The organism is Burkholderia sp. MSMB1589WGS (genome assembly GCF_001636105.1).
Classification (GTDB): Bacteria; Pseudomonadota; Gammaproteobacteria; order Burkholderiales; family Burkholderiaceae; genus Burkholderia; species Burkholderia humptydooensis.
Genome location: NZ_LNJT01000008.1, coordinates 2150222 through 2169073, shown reverse-complemented (window position 1 = coordinate 2169073; position 18852 = coordinate 2150222). Strand labels below are relative to the sequence as shown.

The 18852-nt window shown below is 51.5% G+C and carries 14 protein-coding genes and 2 pseudogenes; all 16 read right to left on the bottom strand.

The window, feature by feature from the left end:
• Positions 1–5: 5 nt before the first annotated feature.
• The 16 genes and pseudogenes from WT16_RS34110 to WT16_RS32985 all read right to left on the bottom strand — a co-directional run bounded on the left by WT16_RS34110 (position 6) and on the right by WT16_RS32985 (position 18806).
• Entirely contained in the window at positions 6–3020 is a 3015-nt protein-coding gene (locus WT16_RS34110; RefSeq protein WP_156521513.1) for a hypothetical protein, read from the bottom strand.
• Positions 3021–3077: 57 nt separating this feature from the next.
• Positions 3078–3494: a hypothetical protein gene (locus tag WT16_RS33010; protein WP_197486511.1), complete on the bottom strand. Its 417-nt coding sequence runs from the start codon at positions 3492–3494 to the stop codon at positions 3078–3080.
• Positions 3491–3934: a GPW/gp25 family protein gene (locus tag WT16_RS33005; protein ID WP_082743692.1), complete on the bottom strand. Its 444-nt coding sequence runs from the start codon at positions 3932–3934 to the stop codon at positions 3491–3493. The genes WT16_RS33010 and WT16_RS33005 overlap by 4 nt, the downstream gene beginning before the upstream one ends.
• Before the next feature lie 14 nt (positions 3935–3948).
• Positions 3949–5613, bottom strand: coding sequence for a type VI secretion system tip protein VgrG (gene vgrG, locus WT16_RS26805; RefSeq protein ID WP_156521512.1), 1665 nt, complete (start codon positions 5611–5613; stop codon positions 3949–3951).
• Positions 5614–5618: 5 nt separating this feature from the next.
• Positions 5619–6302, bottom strand: coding sequence for a hypothetical protein (locus WT16_RS26800; protein ID WP_059931715.1), 684 nt, complete (start codon positions 6300–6302; stop codon positions 5619–5621).
• Positions 6302–6478 (bottom strand): DUF5908 family protein, encoded by a 177-nt coding sequence (locus WT16_RS34105; RefSeq protein WP_156442997.1) that lies wholly within the window; start codon positions 6476–6478, stop codon positions 6302–6304. The genes WT16_RS26800 and WT16_RS34105 overlap by 1 nt, the downstream gene beginning before the upstream one ends.
• Positions 6475–6948 carry a phage tail protein gene (locus WT16_RS26795; protein WP_059931713.1) on the bottom strand — a complete coding sequence of 158 codons (474 nt, stop codon included), beginning with the start codon at positions 6946–6948 and terminating at the stop codon, positions 6475–6477. The genes WT16_RS34105 and WT16_RS26795 overlap by 4 nt, the downstream gene beginning before the upstream one ends.
• Positions 6945–8231 (bottom strand): phage tail sheath C-terminal domain-containing protein, encoded by a 1287-nt coding sequence (locus WT16_RS33000; protein WP_156521511.1) that lies wholly within the window; start codon positions 8229–8231, stop codon positions 6945–6947. The genes WT16_RS26795 and WT16_RS33000 overlap by 4 nt, the downstream gene beginning before the upstream one ends.
• Positions 8232–8676: 445 nt before the next feature.
• Positions 8677–10098, bottom strand: coding sequence for a phage tail sheath C-terminal domain-containing protein (locus tag WT16_RS26780; RefSeq protein WP_063534599.1), 1422 nt, complete (start codon positions 10096–10098; stop codon positions 8677–8679).
• Positions 10099–10218: 120 nt separating this feature from the next.
• On the bottom strand, positions 10219–11370 hold the full coding sequence (locus WT16_RS26775; protein WP_063534598.1) for a phage tail sheath C-terminal domain-containing protein: 1152 nt from the start codon (positions 11368–11370) through the stop codon (positions 10219–10221).
• Between the two features lie 84 nt (positions 11371–11454).
• Entirely contained in the window at positions 11455–11907 is a 453-nt protein-coding gene (locus tag WT16_RS26770; protein ID WP_059931706.1) for a phage tail protein, read from the bottom strand.
• A gap of 731 nt (positions 11908–12638) precedes the next feature.
• The gene (locus WT16_RS32995; RefSeq protein WP_082743689.1) at positions 12639–13367 is read right to left on the bottom strand and encodes a LuxR family transcriptional regulator; all 729 of its coding nucleotides are present in this window, start codon (positions 13365–13367) and stop codon (positions 12639–12641) included.
• Between the two features lie 107 nt (positions 13368–13474).
• Positions 13475–14546 (bottom strand): annotated as a pseudogene (locus tag WT16_RS32990) (transposase); the annotation flags it as partial.
• Positions 14547–14892: 346 nt separating this feature from the next.
• A complete protein-coding gene (locus WT16_RS34100; RefSeq protein ID WP_156442996.1) occupies positions 14893–15066 on the bottom strand; it encodes a hypothetical protein in 174 nt (57 codons plus the stop codon).
• Between the two features lie 1311 nt (positions 15067–16377).
• Positions 16378–17042, bottom strand: a pseudogene (locus WT16_RS35290) (transposase); the annotation flags it as partial.
• A gap of 408 nt (positions 17043–17450) precedes the next feature.
• Positions 17451–18806 (bottom strand): glycosyl hydrolase family 18 protein, encoded by a 1356-nt coding sequence (locus WT16_RS32985; RefSeq protein WP_082743688.1) that lies wholly within the window; start codon positions 18804–18806, stop codon positions 17451–17453.
• Positions 18807–18852 lie beyond the last annotated feature (46 nt).

Here is an 18852-nt window from a genome sequence, read left to right as displayed (position 1 = left end):
TTGCATCAGACCTGGCCGACGCAACTGAAAGCCGACGTATTCGGGAGTACCAAAAAACTGGTCAGAATCAAAACATCGATATCGCCGCTGGTGACCGATTCACGCTTTCCATTCAACGTCAATGTAATCACCCGTTCGACCCAAGGCCGAGTCTGGATGAAGCTGATCATTTCATAGTAATCCAACTGGTACCCGAGTGTGACAGGACTTCCATCCCAACTCCACGGCATGTACTGCCGCTCCAACGCGAGCCGCAACTCGTGATAGCCGTAATCGAGATTGACGCCAGCATGAAAGGCAATCTGATAGGCGACCTCGACATCGGTATAACGCGGGTTGCGTACAGCCAATCTCTGCCAGGGCGAAGCGAGGCTGTGCAAATAGTGCTCCATGTCGCGCAGCCGCGATGGATTGAATGCAGGTCGCAGAAGATCAGTGTTATCCATCTTGTCGATGGCGGGAATAACTACCAGGATTGGCGGAAGGTGCGGCAGGCTAAGCGTCTCGGGGGGAGGAATACGAACCGCCTGTACCTCCGGGTAACGTTCTTGCAACAAGGCTTGCACATCTCGCCAGGTGAGCGCACGACCTCGATGCCTCAGCCGTTCAGCGGCACGTTGCAGAAAAGCGCGCTCCGATTCCGGAGCTCGGCCGCCCGTCGATGGCAAGGGCTGAAGAACTGCCGTCAGTCCAGCCAGCGGCACCGTAGTTCGCTTGATGGTGCCAGCCGGTAGAGGCGCATCGAAATGCGCTGGTTCCAGGAGCTCGCCGTTATACAAGACCGCAGTCGCACAATTGCAATACAACCCCTTCAACCAGGGGTAGCGCGATGTGTCCTGCTCGGATTCATCAGATTCGATGGATCGAGTAGGTCGCAACACGCCACGTATCCAGTAACGTTCACTAGGCATCCCTGAAACGGTTAAGCCTGCGTCTTCTGGTAGCGGCGTGGACAATAAACCCGAATACAACAAACCGCCCGTGGCGTCGGCTACTGCGTACGTCAAACTGCGCCATCGATTGTCTTTGCTCAAGTATTCCCATGTAATGTCAAACGCCTGCGGACTTTCCAATTGCAAGTGCAGGTTCAGTGCTTGGCCGGGCTCGATGCCCTGAAAACCAAGGTAAAGCTGCCGCGTTGCCTCTGGCGGGTCCGCCAGCTTATATAGATAAACCGTACCAGCACCATATTTCCCGTCGACGATTTTTGCGTAGGCACCCACCGCGAGAACACATCCGTCGACACTCAAGTCCATCGCTGAGCCAAATCGCTGGGCATCCTCGCCCTCGGCATTCAAAGTTATCGCCTCGCTCCACCGGCCACCGATAAAGCTTGATACATAGGCCGCTCCAACCAAATTGACGGCGTCCTTGTTCCCCAGCGCGAGCATTCCACGTTCGCAGCACATTTCGAGCGCCGGATAAGTGACATTCGGAACTCCCCTCAAAGAGCCCCATTTACCCAGCTCACGATAGCTGGTGGCGAGAATTGATCCGTCGTCTGATCGTACAATTATTTGGTCGCCAGCAGCATTTAGTTTGATCTCCACGCCCATTGCCACTGCCTTCTCATCGCCGTATTCCAGATGCACGGGTTTTTCCCAATCATCATCAAATACGAGCACCTGTCTTTTGCCAGGCACACCTACTGCCAGGATCGTGCCATCTATATTGACGCTGACCGATCGCCCAAACGATTTCGTTTCTTCATAGGCTAGAGTAACAGGATCCTGCCATTCGTCCTCTCGACGATACACATGTACCTTACCCGGTTTGAAATGAACGTCTGTCTCCGATTCAAAAGCCGGATCGGGTTCAGCAACAGACGACACTTCGCTCACCGCGAGCGTTGATCCATCGGCGCTGAAGCTCACGCCGCGGCCCCAGGCATCACCGGTGGGTCCTTTAAACTGCTGCTGCATGTTCCACTCTGATGTAATAACATCATATTCATAGAGCAGAAGATTGGTGCCTTCTCTTACCACCAGATGACGACCATTTGCACTGAGCTTCACCCACCCCCCAAATCCACTCCCTCCGATGATTCTTTCCGGAGATAATTCCCAGTCCTGCCTATTGCGATGATATACATAGACGCATTGAATCCCTTCTGCGCCAACTGCCAGAATGCGACCATCTGCGCTAACACTGACCGCTGCGCCAAAATAGGCCCGCGCAGTCTTATCCGGTGCCGTAATCTTCAACGGCTCCGGCAACTCGGACAATTTCGACGATCGGGGCATGATACATTTCGTCTCGTTCTTTTTTATATCATCGTCCAGAGACGCGACCGGTGAACGCCCAATCACGACAGCCCGGTCAAGATCCTCGTTGTACTGGAACAACCTGACCCCTTGTTTGGGCCAAGGCATTTTATTTTTCTCGTCATACACTACACGCTCGATTTCCCATCCGCCGCTACCATCATCTGGTGGCTGGCGCCACCGTAGATCCGTCCAGCGTGAGTGATTGAGCATTACCGATTGCTCCAGTCTGTATTGGCGAGATGTCCCTTGACCATCCTGCCCGCCATCGAGTAACAGCCCGGCAGACAACGGCAACTCCGGCGTATTACCACTCAATTTGAACGACACAACCACTCGATCTGGTATCAGACGCCGCTCTCTCAAACCCAACAAATCGCGATAATACAGTTGTCGATGGCGAGCGGGAAAGCTATTGAATAGCGCGCGTGGCGTTTCGAGCATGCAGAAGAACGCCAGCAAGAAAGCCTGATGCGGCAGCATGTCGCCGCCAGCATTGTCAGCATCGTAATATAATTGTGCTAGGTGCTCTGGGGTTACTTTTCCAGCAAGCACATTTTCAATAAAAAAGACATCTGCCCAGGTGAATTTCCGCTCGTCATCAAAGGGAATGAGGTTGCAATATTCCCTAAACGTGGCCAGTCGGAATGCCAATGTGCGATCGTCCAGAATAAAGCTATCGTCCGACGTATTGTCATTTTGCTCGGCAATGTTCAGCCACAGCGATTGTGGATCGATTAAATTAAACTGGCTCATTTTCTTGTCATTCCGTTCGAAACAATAAAATGCATGGTACGATGCAAATAAAATGCATCAGCCAGCCGTAACGAATTTCTGCCTGACATCAAAACTCCCGTTTCCGTCGCTCTCGGGTGACGAGGAATCGGCGTCGCCCGAAGGCGATGTACCGGGCACGGTAACAGTAAATAGTGCTGTGAATTTCTTACCCTTGAGTATTATCGCTGCACCACTGGTGCAGCGCGGTGCTTCCTGGTCGGACGCCAGCATCTTGATAGTAATAATACCTTGACCGCCTTGATACGAACCCGATTGGTAATTCGCCTGCACTGTGACTTTTTTTTCATCTCCCTTTACACAGATACGTTTGCCATTGATGGTCGCATGACCGCTGCCGTTGATTTTCGCGGGACCGGTTGGTGTAACCATACGAGCACCGAATTGCGTCTCAAACTGCAATTCATCACCATCCACCACGACGAGTCTGCTCATAGGAAAAACCCTCTCCGCTGCCCTTCACCGATATCGAGCTGCCCTCCCAGCCGTTCCTCGGTCTCCATGCCACGCACGCGATAAGTGAGTAGAATTCGTAACACATATGGCCGCTTTTTATCTTGTGTGATGTCCAATGCGACCAAGGTAACACGTTTCTCATAGCGCAAAATACCGTCAGTAATTTTACTTGTTATGTCGGCAATAAGATCATCATTGATGTTTTCAAAAACTGCGGATTGCAGATCGCAGCCATAGTCTTCTCGCATGATGCGTTCATAGGGCTGAGTGCTAAATAAAATCAACAGACTTTGCCGAATATCTTCGATATCGTGCACCATGGCTACGCCACCACCTTCGCTGTCATTCAGATTGACATTGAAATGTGGCGGGAAAGCCCAGCCACGACCATAAACGCCCTCCGTTACTTTATTAACCATGATCACTCTCCCCCTCAATTCTTCAGATCGATTTTTTTGCCGACAACATCAACACCGTCCACGCCTTCGGCCTTCAATTTCTTTTCCGCTTTCAACGTGATGTTTTCCTCAGCCTCGGCGGTGATATCTTTTACGGTACTCAGGCTTATTCCGTCTTCGCTAAACTTCAGCTCGTGCTTGTCGTCGTCTTTTGTTAGCGTCAGCGTAGCAGTAGCCTGTTCCCTATCGAATATCAGACTCTGCACCAATCCATCAACGCTAAGAAACAGTCCCTTCTCCGCATTTTCTTCGCTAGGTGGATAAGGTGGTTTGTTGATTGGGTTGTGCAAGGCACCAAGAATGACAGGATGGCGCGGATCTTCCTCAAAGAATCCCAACACCACTTCGTCACCCGGCTCCGGATAAAGACATAAACCGCTGTCTTTACTGGCATACGGCGCAGCAAATCTAGCCCAGAGCGGCTGGTCATCCAATCTGAGCATGGGAATGATTACCTTAATACGGTTCCAGTCCGTATTGGGATCCTCCTCATATTCGGCAACAATTCCTATGTGCAACCCTGGTACACTGGGTATAAGACTGTCTTCCGGCGTGCCTCTAGTTTCTTTTCCAAGAGTGAGCGTGGTACGCCATGTACCTTGCGTCATCGCGTGAGTGATTTCACTAATGAGACCAACACCATCGAGATGCTCCCCATAGCCGGATATCGCAAGAGACTGTCCCAACGCATAATTCGCATTTCCCAAGACAGTGAAACTGGCGACAATTCCGGATGCTTGCCGAGATAACAACCTGCCATTGGCGAGCGCCAGTTGTTCCTCGCCAGCCAGCGTCAGGCTATGAGCAATGGTCCATGGCAATGTTGTGAGCGCCGGCAGTTTCGCGGGATCCAGTGCATCCCGGCCCATTTCCAGCGATTTACCTTCATAGGCATCCGACATTTTCTGCTCTGGCATCTCCCAATCGAAAACCTCGATCTTTTCCGGTTGGATTTCGCTATTGAACTGCCACCTCGCCTCGGACATCAAAATGTCAGACTTGTTTTTTTCAGCACTGCGATATATTGTGTGATCGGTTTTTCCGGTGAGTTTTGGCACGACAACATCAATCCCTTCCGGTGTAGGCATCAGCCAGACACCATTGGCATTCAATCTCGCCTTGATAAATTGCCAGTCAGTGCAATCAAACTGAATCATCTGTTGATGCACCGCCGCCATTGCCTCCAGCTTTCCGACCGTGGTCTCTTCGTCGTGGATATCAGTGTCTTTAAGGATGACCCTCAAAATATCGGCATCGCTCATATCTTCAAAAATCTTGCTGCGACGGACGATATTCCATCTATGCAGGTTGTGCTTCATCTTGAGCGAAATATCCAGTCTATCCATGTTAAGCAAACACTCTTGCTGGACCACCACCCCGGAAAACAGCACACTGTCGCCAGACTTTATCTTTAATTCAACGCTCTCTCCAATTCGACAAAGTTTAATATCTTTACCAAATTTTTCAGCGTCCCATCCTATACCTTTCGAACTCGACAAAATCAGCTTTGCGGTAGGAATCTGGTTAATGCCATGTCGCACCTCAAGCGATACCAACTGAAAATCCCGCAATTCCTCTTTCGACTTGCCGAACAGCAATTCGAGATCAGGAGGTCTGAATTGAGAATCCTTGGTCGCCATGCCATTTACTCCCCGGGCCGGTAAACCAGGGAATCTCCTGGCACAAGGTTATAAAGATTATCCAACTGATTCGCCGCAGACAGATCAAGATAATCGATAAGGCCAGCCCCTGCTGCCATACCAAGACTTGCAATCAAGAGCGGAAGGGTGCTTCCGTCAGGAATCGGAAGAATCGACACGTCGGGTAGCGCTATGTCTTTCGGCTTCAAATATTCCGCGGCGAGCCTTAGCGTTGCAGTCGCTCGCAATGGAGCACCATCTCGATCAAACAGTGTGTACTGCAGCGTCAGGGACATTGGACGCCCCATAAAATAGCGATGGCCGTTCCCACCCCATTCCATATTACCCCATTGGATCTTTAGCAAGCACTTTTCTCTCGAATCCAGATCGACGTCGTAGCAAAGTGCGCGCAGTTGCGCCAACTGATCATTAACCGATTTATCGTTATCGGCCAACATGGCGTCAAATATCAAACTCAGTGATAAATCGCTGGCTTTCGTACCAATATAATGCTTCCCCGGGATGCTTTGATTGATAAATTGATCATCGGCATAATCGTTGCTGTAGCCCAACTCAATGGATGCCGGGTTGTACATCGCAGCAATCTTCCCGATCTCCTTCGTGAGATTTCCGTCCTCACGATAACCGGTAATGATCAGTTTTGATAATCCGCCCCCCAGGGAAAACATTACATTTCCTCCCGTTCATCATACAGTTTTTCCAAAACTCGTCGCACAATGAGTTCTATCAGGCGCTCCTGCTCTCCGCGCCCCAGACTGGAAACGCCAACAGCCGGCGCCAGCGACTCAGATGTCGCCTTGACCACCCGCGCCTCAATAATCAATTCCCTGATTTCAATTGTCATGCCTTGATCCCGATCCATTGCATTTCACGATACGCCAACTCGAGCCTGTTGATTAATATTGCATTGCTATTTGCGTCAAGATCACCGGTGTCCCATTTTACCGGCATGGCCTTTGTAAACGTCCATCCACATACAGGCAACGACCATTCATTCAACAGCACAACCATGACGTCGACGTAGTGGCTTTTGAACTTTCCCAGCACGTCGTCAAACATGAAGGTTAATGGCGTAACAGTCATTACGCCGCGCTCGAGCACCAGATTTTGGTGCGTCACACGTTGCGGCAGGTAAATTTGACCGATATTATTACCCCCCTCCCGATAGGCTTCCCCGGTCTCCAGCGTGCGGCTGAGGCCGGTCACTTTCTGGAATCGCATATCGATGGGACTGGGAATCGGTAGCGGACCGATGTGAAACAGAAAAGTCGCCATGAAGCGATGCGATACCGCGGGCTCGAACAGACTATTCATGCCAGCACACTCCGATTCGGAGACGAGACGCGATTGATCTGCACGTCACCAATATCGAATTGCAGGCTCAGTTCAATGAATTCGGCAGGCTGCAATACCGCGAGAAATATTTTCATCAGCAGTTTTCCTTGCAGAATATCGGTTTGCGTCATGCTCTCGCCCAGGCCAACCAGTACCTGAAATGCCTGTTCTTCTTTTGTGCCATACAATCCGCCGCGCTGCCACAGTTCTCGCAGCCAAACAGTTGCAAATCCTTTTAACTTGAACCATGTAATGGCATTGTTAGGCTCGAATACAATGGAACGTGCTATATCGCCCAGACTGCTTTCAACATAAGACACGAGCCGGCGCACCTGGATATGTTGCCATGGCGTATCCGCCGCGAGCGTTCGACAGCCCCAGATCCGCACGCCACGTCCGGGAAAACTGCGAATCAAGTTGATGCTGGCAGCCGTCGGTCGAAACAAGGATTCATCCGCACCGCTATGACTGGGGCCGTATTGTGGTTTAACGACACGCAGCAATGCAATATTGGCTGGCGCTTTCCAGACGCCGCGCTCCCTGTCGATACGCTGTATCGCAGCAGCGACTGCACCAGATGGCGCTACGCGTACGAAAGATGAACTGGCATCATTGGCATTGCTCCGGTAATCACTGATCAAATGCGGCCAATAAGATGCACATCGAGCCAGATTGGCAGATAATCCAAGCAACTGCAGTGCATCCGCACATGTTCTTGCATGTTGTGGGGACGCGGGAGGATCGAGCAAGGCAAACAGCTTGCCCTCACCAACAAACTTGACCACCTCAGTCCACATTTTCTTCATGGCGGTGGCTTCATCGTCGTTGTCATCGTCCAGTATCAACATGTCTGGCACGGCCAGCAATGTAATCGTTGGCTCCTGTTTGACAACTTCGATGGCCTCAAGCAACTTATCGATGAATTTTTCCTTGTCGGTAATATCGTCAATGTCCCGATACGTTGCAGCAGATATGACATAACACGGATCACCACCATTATCAAAATAGTGCTTGACAGTGTGGTACATCACACTTGAGGACGCGACACTCATCGGCGGCGGAGGGCCACCGAGTTTTGATACATAATGTTCAAAAGAATCGATGGCGTGGAGCACGATCTGTTCGTCGTGCTCGCTCTCTGCGTCCTCCCGGCTGCACTCAGTAAACCCGACGAATACCGGTAGCGCTGTTGGCATTTCCTGTCGTGACAGCGACATCATCGACTCGGAAATAGTCACACCCGGTTGTTGGTTGAGATGCACCGATCACTCCTCACGTTTTTCAAACATTGGTAGCTGCGGCTTGTGTCATCAGCCACCGATTATCAATCTGCCGCTCATCAGGTCATGCACTGCGGAAATTGCGGCAAGATCAATCCTGCAGGCTACACCTTTGCCAAGCCGGTCCCGACTACCATCCTGTCCTGTTTGACGTCGCGATATCGGTCGCGGTGATATCGCTGCCCATTTGCTTGCGGTGTCCCGGGGCGCCTCCTCCCCAAGGCCTCGTGCCGCTGGAAATCGCCGAAACTGTTGGCGACCTCTATCGCACACACTCCCGGTTGACGGCCATTTGACCCGAACACCTCGACAATGCATGATTCCAATGGCCTCGTACCGCACGGCATTAAACAATCGGCGTGTCAGCCTCCCTCACTCGGCATCAGCGATATAACGGCTTATCCGGCATTTCGATGTAAAAATGCAGTTAGCTTTGTTCCATTTCCTGGGTGAACTGCAGAATGATAAATTCCGCTGGCCTCACCGCCGCCATGCCAACCTTGACGATCATCCTGCCCTGCTTGATATCAGTATCTGTCATGGTGATGTCCTTGCCGACTTGAACAAAGTAGGCCTCCTCCGGCGTCGTCCCCAGCAAGGCACCGCGTTGCCAAAGATCGTGGAGATAATTGTCGATTGCGGCCCGTACACGCTCCCAGGTCGGAGGGCTATTCGGTTCGAATACCGCAAAACGCATCGCCGCAGAAATATCGCGCTGAGCGGCGTTGAACAAGCGACGCACCGGGACATACAGCCAATCAGGTGTGGCCTCATTCACCAATGTACGGGCCCCCCAGATCACGACACCTTGGCCAGAAAACTGACGGATGACGTTGATTCCGTTTTTATTCATATCACTCTGCCGTGCATCGCTCACCACATCTTCAAGCGAAACAACACTGCGCAAGGTGATATTGGCTGCCGCTTTCCATACACCACGTTCACGATCGGTTCGGCAATAGGCACCGGCAACGGCGGGACTCGGAGGCAAAATCAACTGAAACTCGGCATATTGTTTCTTGATCGCTTCAGTGATTTGCGCATGAAGATCTGGATTGATGTTTTTCAGCTCCGACAAATTATTGACGTCGTTCTCGTCATCAACATAGCCGGTTACAGCAATTTGTCCAAGCACGCTTTCTGCAAGACCTGGCAGCTTGTACGGCACGCCCAATCGAGGGTAATAGTAAGCGGTCTGCTCCGGATTCGTGCCAGTCTCCGGTCGGCCAACCGGGGGGGCGACACCATTGTCACCATGCGCAATGAGAAAATACCCCTCCCCCTTATCCTTTTCGAGCAAGCCGTTTAATTTAGCATATATTCTACCTTCATCAGATGAATTTTCCGCCAACACGATCAATGTAATTTCCGGGTGCTTCTTGATTTCAGATGAGAATTTATCATAATCTCCCGGGGCGGTATATGACAGCACATAGCACGGACCACCGCCATTCTCAAAATAATGCATGAGCGAAAACACACCCAATTGATACTCAGAATAATCAAGAGATTTCTCTACGGAAAATTCATACGTATAAAGAGAATCACCATTCTCATTAGTTGCTTGCGATTTCTTTTGGCGCGCGCCTTTTTCAGTCGCCTTTGGGTTTTTAATATTAAGCGACGAAGATGTGACAGTCACCTCTCCAGGCTTCAAATCCGGTATACCGAATTTCGCTTGATAATCCAGCCAGTCAACTACTTTGACACATCCATCACCAACGGGCACCAGAGTCCCATCCGGCTTAACAAATTTTCCAATCATTACCGGAACCGCAGTCGCGCTGGAACTCACTGACAGCGACAATGAAAACAGTTCCTCAATCGATACTCCTGGAGTTGAATTCATAATATGCTAGTCCATTATTGATCTAAAACCTTGAATAGGAGGCACGGGCACGAACCGCCAAATCATATTTGGCAAACATGCAAGCAGAGAGATAGCGACGCGTCGAAGCAGGCATTCTGCTTAACCGCGCCCGACCTCCGTAATAAACTGCAGAATGATGAATTCTGCGGGCCGTACGGCCGCCATACCGATCTTGACGATCATCCTGCCTAGCTTGATGTCGGTTTCGCTCATGGTGACACCTTTGCCTACGCGCACAAAGTACGCTTCCTCCGGCGTGTTGCCCAGCAAAGCGCCTTCCTCCCACAGCTCGTAAAGGTAATTGTCGACCGCCGCTCGAACTCGTTCCCAAGTGGGGTGGCTGTTAGGCTCGAACACCGCAAAGGCCATCGCTCTTTTTATGTCCCTTTCCGCACTATTAAATAGCCGGCGCACTGAGACATATCGCCATGAATCCGTATCCTGCAGGGTTCTTGCTCCCCATACCAACGGGTCTGTGCCGTGAAACTCGCGAATCATGTTGATCGCCTTACCTTTGTTGAAATGGCCCTGTACCTCGTCAGACATCTTGAAAATGGGCCGCAAACCACCTTTCAACGGTACGTTGGCTGGCGCCTTCCATACGCCGCGCTCTCTATCGACCGAGCAGTACACACCGGCGATTGCACCACTTGGCGGAACAGGCATTTCACGTTCCTGATTTGTCGGGTGTACCGCCCAAGGGGCTTTCAGCCATGGATAATAAAGGGCCGCTTGATCACTGGCTGCCGGAAGATCCGGATTAGTATCAAATCCCAGCTCTTCGTCTGGTTTAGCGTAATCGTAGATTGTAAATATTTTTAAGTTGGGGTCTGCGCTCATCATGTTGGCCACTTCAGATTCGACCTCGCGCATCGGCTGTCCGGCGGCAACGATCAAAGTCACATCATCCAGAACAGGAACGTACGTTGAGAGTAGATCAGTCGGCACAAGATAACAATAACCTCCACCGTTTTCAAAATAAGCCCTGAGAGCTGCCTGAACGGCTTTATTATATTGCGGGACTTGAGGAGCCGGATTTCCCTGTTCATCTTTTAAATTTGCCAAACCATCCACAAAATCCAGCCAGGAGTTCAACCGGATTATCGGCCACGGAACATTTGGATTGGCCGTACGCGACGGCCCGGAAGCAAAAACAGGAACCGCGGTTGCTCCACTGGAGATCGCTAATGACAGGCTGGGCACTTCCTCAATATAGACTCCAGGCCATTTCGTCACCACGTTCGTTGGCATAACGCTTCCTCATTAAAAAGACTTACAGGCATTTCGCTCGTACACGACTCTCGGCTTCGCGCGAAGTCTGCAACCGGGATTCGATCATGGATGATATTTCACGGTGCAACGATCGGCTGTCAGATCCAATTGCTCAATCGCAACGTCGTTGCTGGACGCGTCGAAGTTCGGTGCCGTAAGCTTGGTCGGGAAAGCATTCACAACGTTCCAAGTCACAAGGAGATTAGTACCGGAGTCGTCCGTCAGGCTGATAGAAATATCTTTCTTTTCCACCTTATTCAAGGAAATTGAGGTAATCCAGTCATAGAACTGGGCTTGCCCGCGAAAAATCCCTTTTGTTAGCGTGATATTAATGACATCCTGCTGCCCCGGCATTTGAAACCATCCACCAAGACCATCTTTATAGCTGATCGTTTGAAAACTTATTGTCGGCGCAGTAACTTTATTGAACGCGATTTCTTCGCTGCCAACGCTTACGCGAAAGCGATAGGAAGGGATGGGATAACTCGCAGCCATTTGTTCGGCGGTTAGCGACATACAAAGCCCCTTGCAAATTGGCGAGACGAATATGTCGCCGTCGCCACGGTTTATAAAGCCAAGCGTGGCAGGATGCCATCTCAACAAACGATACCAATCGCATTACATTGAAAGTAATTCTTATACATGACTCAACCATCCAGGGATAAACACTCGATTGCTCCCAATGCCAATAAAAAACCTCCCTCCGATGTGTTGTCCAAGTATAGTGTCACGACGGAAAAGAGAACCTATCAAAATTGAGAGGTAACGAAGCTCCTAATGCACTGCATCTCCCAGCGTCTTGGCAAACAACGCGCCCAGCAAGATAAAATCTTGACAATCGAAGCACGATTGCTTTTATTTCGCCAAAGCATAACGAACTGCTTCCCGGGAATCGTGGAGATGTGCACGCTCCCTGGATACAGGCAGGTAGCCAAGGTGAATGGGTCATGCGCTGCAACGGTATGTCACCTCGCCTGTTCACGATGATATTGCCGGGAGCCCGGGGCTGCGCTGGGCCCGTTCGCTGGCGAAGGCGAAACGCAAGATTGAGGCGTAGCGTCGGTGGGCTCGAGATGCACAATTACCGTCGAGCGTGGCGCCCGGATCGTTCTCTAAAGCTCGATGTTGTCGCACCTCAGGTACATTTGACATGCCTTCAATGCGGATGATTCCGTGAGCTGCGAGCCGGTGCCATGATGATTTGGCGGCGATTTGTGCATCGAAGAACCCCCGCGCGGTTCAGACAGTCATGCTGGGTCCACGATGCCTAGACGAATCGCCATAACCACTGCCGCACGTCGCGTTGGCACACCAAATTTTTCTCTTATGTTTTTCATGTGAAAGTTCACGGCTGCCACCGAACAGCTCAAGATACGTGAAATTTCCCAACTGGTTTTGCCGCGCATCGTCCATTGCAGGCATTCTCGCTCACGTGGCGTAAGCGTCGGAACGTGTCCGGTTGCGCAGCTATTTGTATGACGCACACTTGTTTCCGCCACCATATCTCGAACCAGTACGAGATCGGGGAGCAGGGCGTTAATGTGACGCAATATCTCGGCATTCAGATCGCTGTCGCTCGCAAAGCACAGCATGCCGGATTCTTGTCTCGGCCCATGGATTGGCAATGCCACTCCAGCACGCAAGCCATGCCCGTATGCCAGCTCATACATCGAATGCTGAGCCGAAGTTGTAAAAATTTCTGAAGACCAAATGATAGGAACAGAATGCGTCAAGCAATGTATCAAGGTCGGGTCAATATCGGCGAGTTTTTGCTCTTGATACAGTCGTCGCCAGGATTCTGGAAACGTAGTGCGTATGAATGCATCCTCCCAAAGCAAACCCGGCCGCGGCAGGATTCCGAGCAGAATCTGCTCAAACCCCAACGAATGTGCCAGGCGCTCAATCGCACTGAACCAGGTCGCCTCATCGGCAGACTCTAGTATCGGCAAGACTTTCTCGACAAGGTCGGGGGACATATCAACCCTCTTTGCGTGGTTGTGATGCTAGCGCACCATCGAATCTTGTGTTCTATCAAACAGCAGGTAATCCCTCCGTTTTCCATCGGGTTCAGAAGTAGAAACCAAGCGGCCATGGCCAGCCGCAGCTTTCGTGCAAATCCGCCAGGGCCATGTTCGGGCGGCCGCGATGGCAAGTCCTCATCCAGTCAGCCGCGAAACGCTGTACGTGGTCCAGATCCTCCCAGTGGTACTGCGACGTACTGCATGATTCTGTTGAATCGCTCGACTTAGGCATTTTGTTGAGGCTTGCCCGACTGGATGGAATCGAACCGGGCCATACTGTCGGCCCCATTCGGTGATTGCTGCACGCAGGTGCTCGGGCCGTCGTCACACCGAACCGCTTTCGGCCTGCCATGCGAGCCGATGACTTGTCGCAGCGCACGGATCACCCGCTCCGACGACAACGAGAAGTCGCTCTCGATGCCGAGCGCGGCACAGTTGAAGTCGTCGATCACATTGAACAGCCAGATGCTGCGACCTTCGGCCAATTGGTTGTGCATGAAGTCCATCGACTGGACCTGGTTGACGGCAGATGGTACTGCCAGTAGTTCAGGCACCTGCCTGACCAACCGCCTGCGAGGCTTGACCCGCAGGTTCAGCGTCAGTTCGCGATGGATCCGGTACACCCGCTTGTCGTTCAAGCCGAAACCCTTCACGTTGCGCGGGGACAGGAAGCACAATCCAAAGCGGCGGCTCCTGCGGTTGCCTGTCAGACGCAGCAGCCAGTTCGCGGTGTCGTCGTTCTCGACATTGCGCACGCTGACGTACCGACAGCAGGCCTGGCTGATCCCGAACGCCTCGCATGCCAGCCAGATCGCTACGTCTCGGCCGAGTACCGCTCGCGTGGCCATCTCAAGCCGGCGAGATGGCCTCGGCCTTTATTGCGAGCGCCTCCGCAACAATCCCGGCCTTGATCCTTTCCTCGACGTGCATCTTGCGCAGCCGGGAATTCCCGGCCTCCCGCTCCTTCATTCGCGCGATCAGCGAAACGTCCATGCCGCCGTACTTCGAGCGCCACTTATGGAACGTCGCCGGACTAGTGTCCGGCTCCCGGCACCGGTCCGGGACCACAAGCTGCGACTCGACGCCCTTCAACGCCTCCATGATCTGACTGTCCGTGAATCTCGACTTATTCATTCTACAGAACACCCTCAACGAGAAAATCCTACTTCCGATCCCGCCGGTTCCGCGGAGGGATTGCCATTCGAACACGACGTTGGCGCACGGCGCGCATGATTACAAACGATGGGCTTGCGTGGCGCACGGGCTGGACCCGTCGAGCCGGGCATGGGGAGCTCAGATCGAATCGATGACGGGTGTGTGACTCGATGAAGCCCACGCACGCCATCTTCCTGACCTTCGACATCCACGTCACGACGGGTCTGGTTCGCCGCTTACAGCGGTCAAGCCAACCCAGGCCGAGCGCGTGTCGATAACATGCGCTCGGCTAGCAAACCCTTCATTTTTACAACGCGCAAACAGATCAATTAATTTTCTTGATGTCATCCTCCGTGAAATCGCGCGATTCGCCTTCCCACTGAGTCAGATCAACATAATGCAGCCCACCGGGGATGTGCCCGAACTCGGGGTGGTCTGTGAAATGGGCTGCGCCGTTGGTATGCAGGATCATGCCGCCGTCCTGCTTCACGATCCCCACGCCCCCTGCTGAAGCAACAGGTACCGCGGGTACGCACTGCGTTAACGAGTCGGTCCTTGTTCGCCCCATCGGTCATCGGCGACATCACCCAGTTCGGGTCAATGTCATCCGACGCCGGGTTGACGACCGGACCAATCGACTGCATTTGGAAATAGGCGTCGAGGCTCACGCGATACCCAGTGACCCACCCATGGTTGATCCGGAACTTATATCCGCTCGGCCCGGAAAGTACCTCATCGAGAACAGGACCTGCCGGAATGGCAATGCCCAAACGTTCGTATGCGAAAACGACACTTGTGAAATTTTTGTTACCCTCGACGAGTTTATTGGCAACCCAAATGGTCGTGTCGATACTCACGCATTGGACCTTTATCGACAAACTTGCGCTCCAGAGCCCAGGCGGACTTGCATACTCTTGTGCATTGATCTTCCCCGATTTCCAGTCCGCTTCTAGATCGTCATCGTGAACAAGCTCCGTTTGGGAAGTGTGGAGCGAACGGAGCTTGCTGAGGAAAAGTTGAAAGACTTCGATTGCCGATTGGTGATTTTTATTGGCGTCCATGGTGATTTCTCCTTGAAACATGAAAGAAGGTTGACCAACGGCCGCACACGCAATGGGCCCTGTCCAACACACGCACGGGCCCGCTCCACCTCCCCAACTGCATCAGCAATGATGCCCCGGGTTGCAAAAATTCCATGTGATATAGCGCTCCACAGCGCGTAGCTACCATGGGCTAATACATCGCCATCATCAGGATTACTAATTTATAACAAGTCTTACGAATTCTCGATGCGCAAGCGATCAGGCTAAGCCAAATCGGGCCAAATCGAGCGCATTTCGAGGACGCGCCTCAATGGAAATCGATCATTCTCGCGTCCTGCCTAATCAGCATACGTCGCCCCCTCCAGAAATTCAAATTCATAAATGAAATAGCATATTCTTTCTATTTTGTTATCAAGAATGATTTGTCGACCCTATAAGCATCTGGGGTACGCCACCCACGCGCGGCCTTGCACCAGCCATTTGCAATCACTGTTATCCCTTGGTTGGGCGGTGTTCTGAAATTGCTTAAGATGATGCGCGCCGCAGGCGCGATACTTGGTTATGCAACGATTTTGTCTTATTGATTGCGTAATTTACATTTTTAAAATAATTGGCACAATCGTTGGCAACTCAGTGGCCAGCGGGCAGCAATGCAGCACGAATCTCCATCCGAAAAAAATACTGCCTGATTTACCCGCCTCGCCTCAATTCAAACTTATCCGGTATTTTTTTCCGTTTTCTGACAGAACCGTGTTTTGCACTTCGATACTGCGTTCGACCACCCAGCGCCGTGGCAGCCGCACGAAACCCTTCTTCGCCTCGGACAACTTGACGACCTGCAACTCGATGCCGTCGTCACGCGCGGCCTGCGCCGCACCGTCGCCGGCATAACCCAGATCAGCAAAAGCGTGCTTTACCGTCTGGCCCACGGGCTGCGGAACCTGCCGTGCCGGTTGTTCACCTGAGCGCGCGCCCGCTCGTTAGCCAGCATGATGTGCACGTCAGCGGATGGCCCATCGTGTCGACTAATGCGCACGTTGCAACCGCGTTTGCGTTTGTAACCGTCATATCCTGCCTGCGGGCCACTCTCACACGTCAATTGCAAGTTCGCCCATCGAGAATCACCGCGCTGGGTGGGCGCTGGCGTCCAGGTGCCACGCGAACGATCATGCGCCGATCGCCGGTCGTCGCTTCAAAGCAGCCTGCACGCAGCCATTGTTGGATTTGTTCGTACACTGCCTCCCGGCGGAGAGTTCGTCGGCTACAGCCGACACGGTGCGCGTGCATGGGCCAACCAGCTCAACGCGTTGTAAAGCTCGCGCAACTCAAATTGCCGTTGCGGTGCATCTTCCTTCGTCAGCGTGAGATACGGCACGACGAAACTCCATTCTTCGTCCGTTACGTCACTCGGGCAGGACCTGCGTTTTTCCATCTCCTTTGGACGCTGGCGCCGATGAACAGTGCATAGCACGCTCCAAGGAAACCGCTGAGTGTGCGAAAGTTCGCCCTTCTCTTGAACGTATATGCAAGGAAAATGCGCTCTGGTCCACCGCAAAAAATGGATATCCGGAGCATGATATCGGGCACTATTTTGATCTCATATGCCTAAAATATTTGCGCCCACAAAGAATTGAATCCAATAAGACTGCCGCCACGCATCATGATCCAATGCGCGGCGGCAGATGGTTACAGACCGATTTTCAGTCAATCGGACATGGCATCAGCAATCACCAGACAACCACTTCTCCACATGGTTTGTCAACAATCATGCAAATATCCCAATGCTTACGACATGAAAGCTGCACTACTTAAAAACCCAACGCCTCCATCTCGACGGAATTCAGCGCTTGGCTTCATTAAACGTGTCATTAATAGCGTCAGACAATACGTAGGTTGTGTTCGGGCACTTCTTGAGCTTGTTACCCACGAGATATTGCCCCTCAAGCAAATTCTGCATTTCCCCAAAAACATTCCAAATAATAACTCCCGCACATCCTTGATTCACCACATATTGCGCCTTCATACTCACCGAGCGTTCATTATCGTAGCTAAGGAAATAATTATCCTTGGTTAAATATGGAACCTTTGCATCAGGATCAAAATGATATACCCACTCATCAGCTCCCCCGCCTTCAGTTTTTTGCATAATGGCGCTATAAAAAGGCGTGGCATCAAAATATTTCCAGTTGACGAAATCGCCACAGCTCAAGATTGGTCCATCCGGCTGAAATTCAAAACCAGGTGTGTTTGTTTCCGGTTGTGTTTTTTCGACGGTTTCAGCATTGAGCGCCGCCGGCCCCCTAGTAATCACACCACGACCATAAAATGCCACACCAAGGTTGACCTTAGCCATCGCCACATTTTTTCTCTTAAGGTACTGGGTTACTGTATCAATGGACAGCGGCCTTTCCGCATTGGGATATTCATACAGCGGAGCGTTATGCCCAGCCTTATCGGACCAACCGCCATTGAAGTCATAAGTCATAATATTGAAATAATCCATGACCGCCTGCAATCTATCCCAATCATATTTCTCCAGATAATTAGGATCAGCAGACATGGCAGCAGTAATCAGAAGATTCGGTTTAATCTGATCCAACCTTACTCGCAACTCTTCCATCACAATCGCAAAATTTTCATAATCGTCATCGGAATAGTGCTCGATATTCATACCCGCCGCACCAGGATACTCCCAATCGAAATCGATGCCATCGAAATCAAATCGTGTGATCAGATCGGCACACTGGCTAATAAGCGTGCTGCGCATGCCGGGGTCTTTAGCCACCTCACAAAAATGTTTGGACATACTCCATCCACCCAATGAAGCCATAACCTTGACGCCTGCATTATGCGCCAATTTCACCAAACCATCCGCGTTGTTACCAGGAATGCCACTCGATCCATACAAAATAAACGGATCATAGCTACTCCATACATCCTCGTAAACAAGTGGCGCCGGCTCTTGCACTGCCCCTTTCTGCCAAATATTTTTATTTCTATAATCCGCGCTATGCAAAGTGCCATTCTTTGCCAAACCAAAGAATGAAAAATTAAGCATAGTGTAATTACTTAATTTGACGTTCAATTGATTGAAACTGCCCGGGGTCACCAATCCCGCAACATCCTTCCAGCCATCATATTGCGTAATATAGCCAATGATCTGTTTTCCATGTGCTGACGATCGCGTGGTAGACATAGCAAATCCTTGGTGGAAAGTTAGTAGATAAATACCTTGTTAATTA

Bases quoted from the DNA above. Each gene is read 5' to 3' on its own strand.
- WT16_RS34110 (WP_156521513.1), bottom strand. From the start codon at position 3,020: ATGAGCCAGTTTAATTTAATCGATCCACAATCGCTGTGGCTGAACATT.
- WT16_RS33010 (WP_197486511.1), bottom strand. From the start codon at position 3,494: ATGAGCAGACTCGTCGTGGTGGATGGTGATGAATTGCAGTTTGAGACG.
- WT16_RS33005 (WP_082743692.1), bottom strand. From the start codon at position 3,934: ATGGTTAATAAAGTAACGGAGGGCGTTTATGGTCGTGGCTGGGCTTTC.
- vgrG (WP_156521512.1), bottom strand. From the start codon at position 5,613: ATGGCGACCAAGGATTCTCAATTCAGACCTCCTGATCTCGAATTGCTG.
- WT16_RS26800 (WP_059931715.1), bottom strand. From the start codon at position 6,302: ATGTTTTCCCTGGGGGGCGGATTATCAAAACTGATCATTACCGGTTAT.
- WT16_RS34105 (WP_156442997.1), bottom strand. From the start codon at position 6,478: ATGACAATTGAAATCAGGGAATTGATTATTGAGGCGCGGGTGGTCAAG.
- WT16_RS26795 (WP_059931713.1), bottom strand. From the start codon at position 6,948: ATGAATAGTCTGTTCGAGCCCGCGGTATCGCATCGCTTCATGGCGACT.
- WT16_RS26780 (WP_063534599.1), bottom strand. From the start codon at position 10,098: ATGAATTCAACTCCAGGAGTATCGATTGAGGAACTGTTTTCATTGTCG.
- WT16_RS26775 (WP_063534598.1), bottom strand. From the start codon at position 11,370: ATGCCAACGAACGTGGTGACGAAATGGCCTGGAGTCTATATTGAGGAA.
- WT16_RS26770 (WP_059931706.1), bottom strand. From the start codon at position 11,907: ATGTCGCTAACCGCCGAACAAATGGCTGCGAGTTATCCCATCCCTTCC.
- WT16_RS32995 (WP_082743689.1), bottom strand. From the start codon at position 13,367: ATGTCCCCCGACCTTGTCGAGAAAGTCTTGCCGATACTAGAGTCTGCC.
- WT16_RS32985 (WP_082743688.1), bottom strand. From the start codon at position 18,806: ATGTCTACCACGCGATCGTCAGCACATGGAAAACAGATCATTGGCTAT.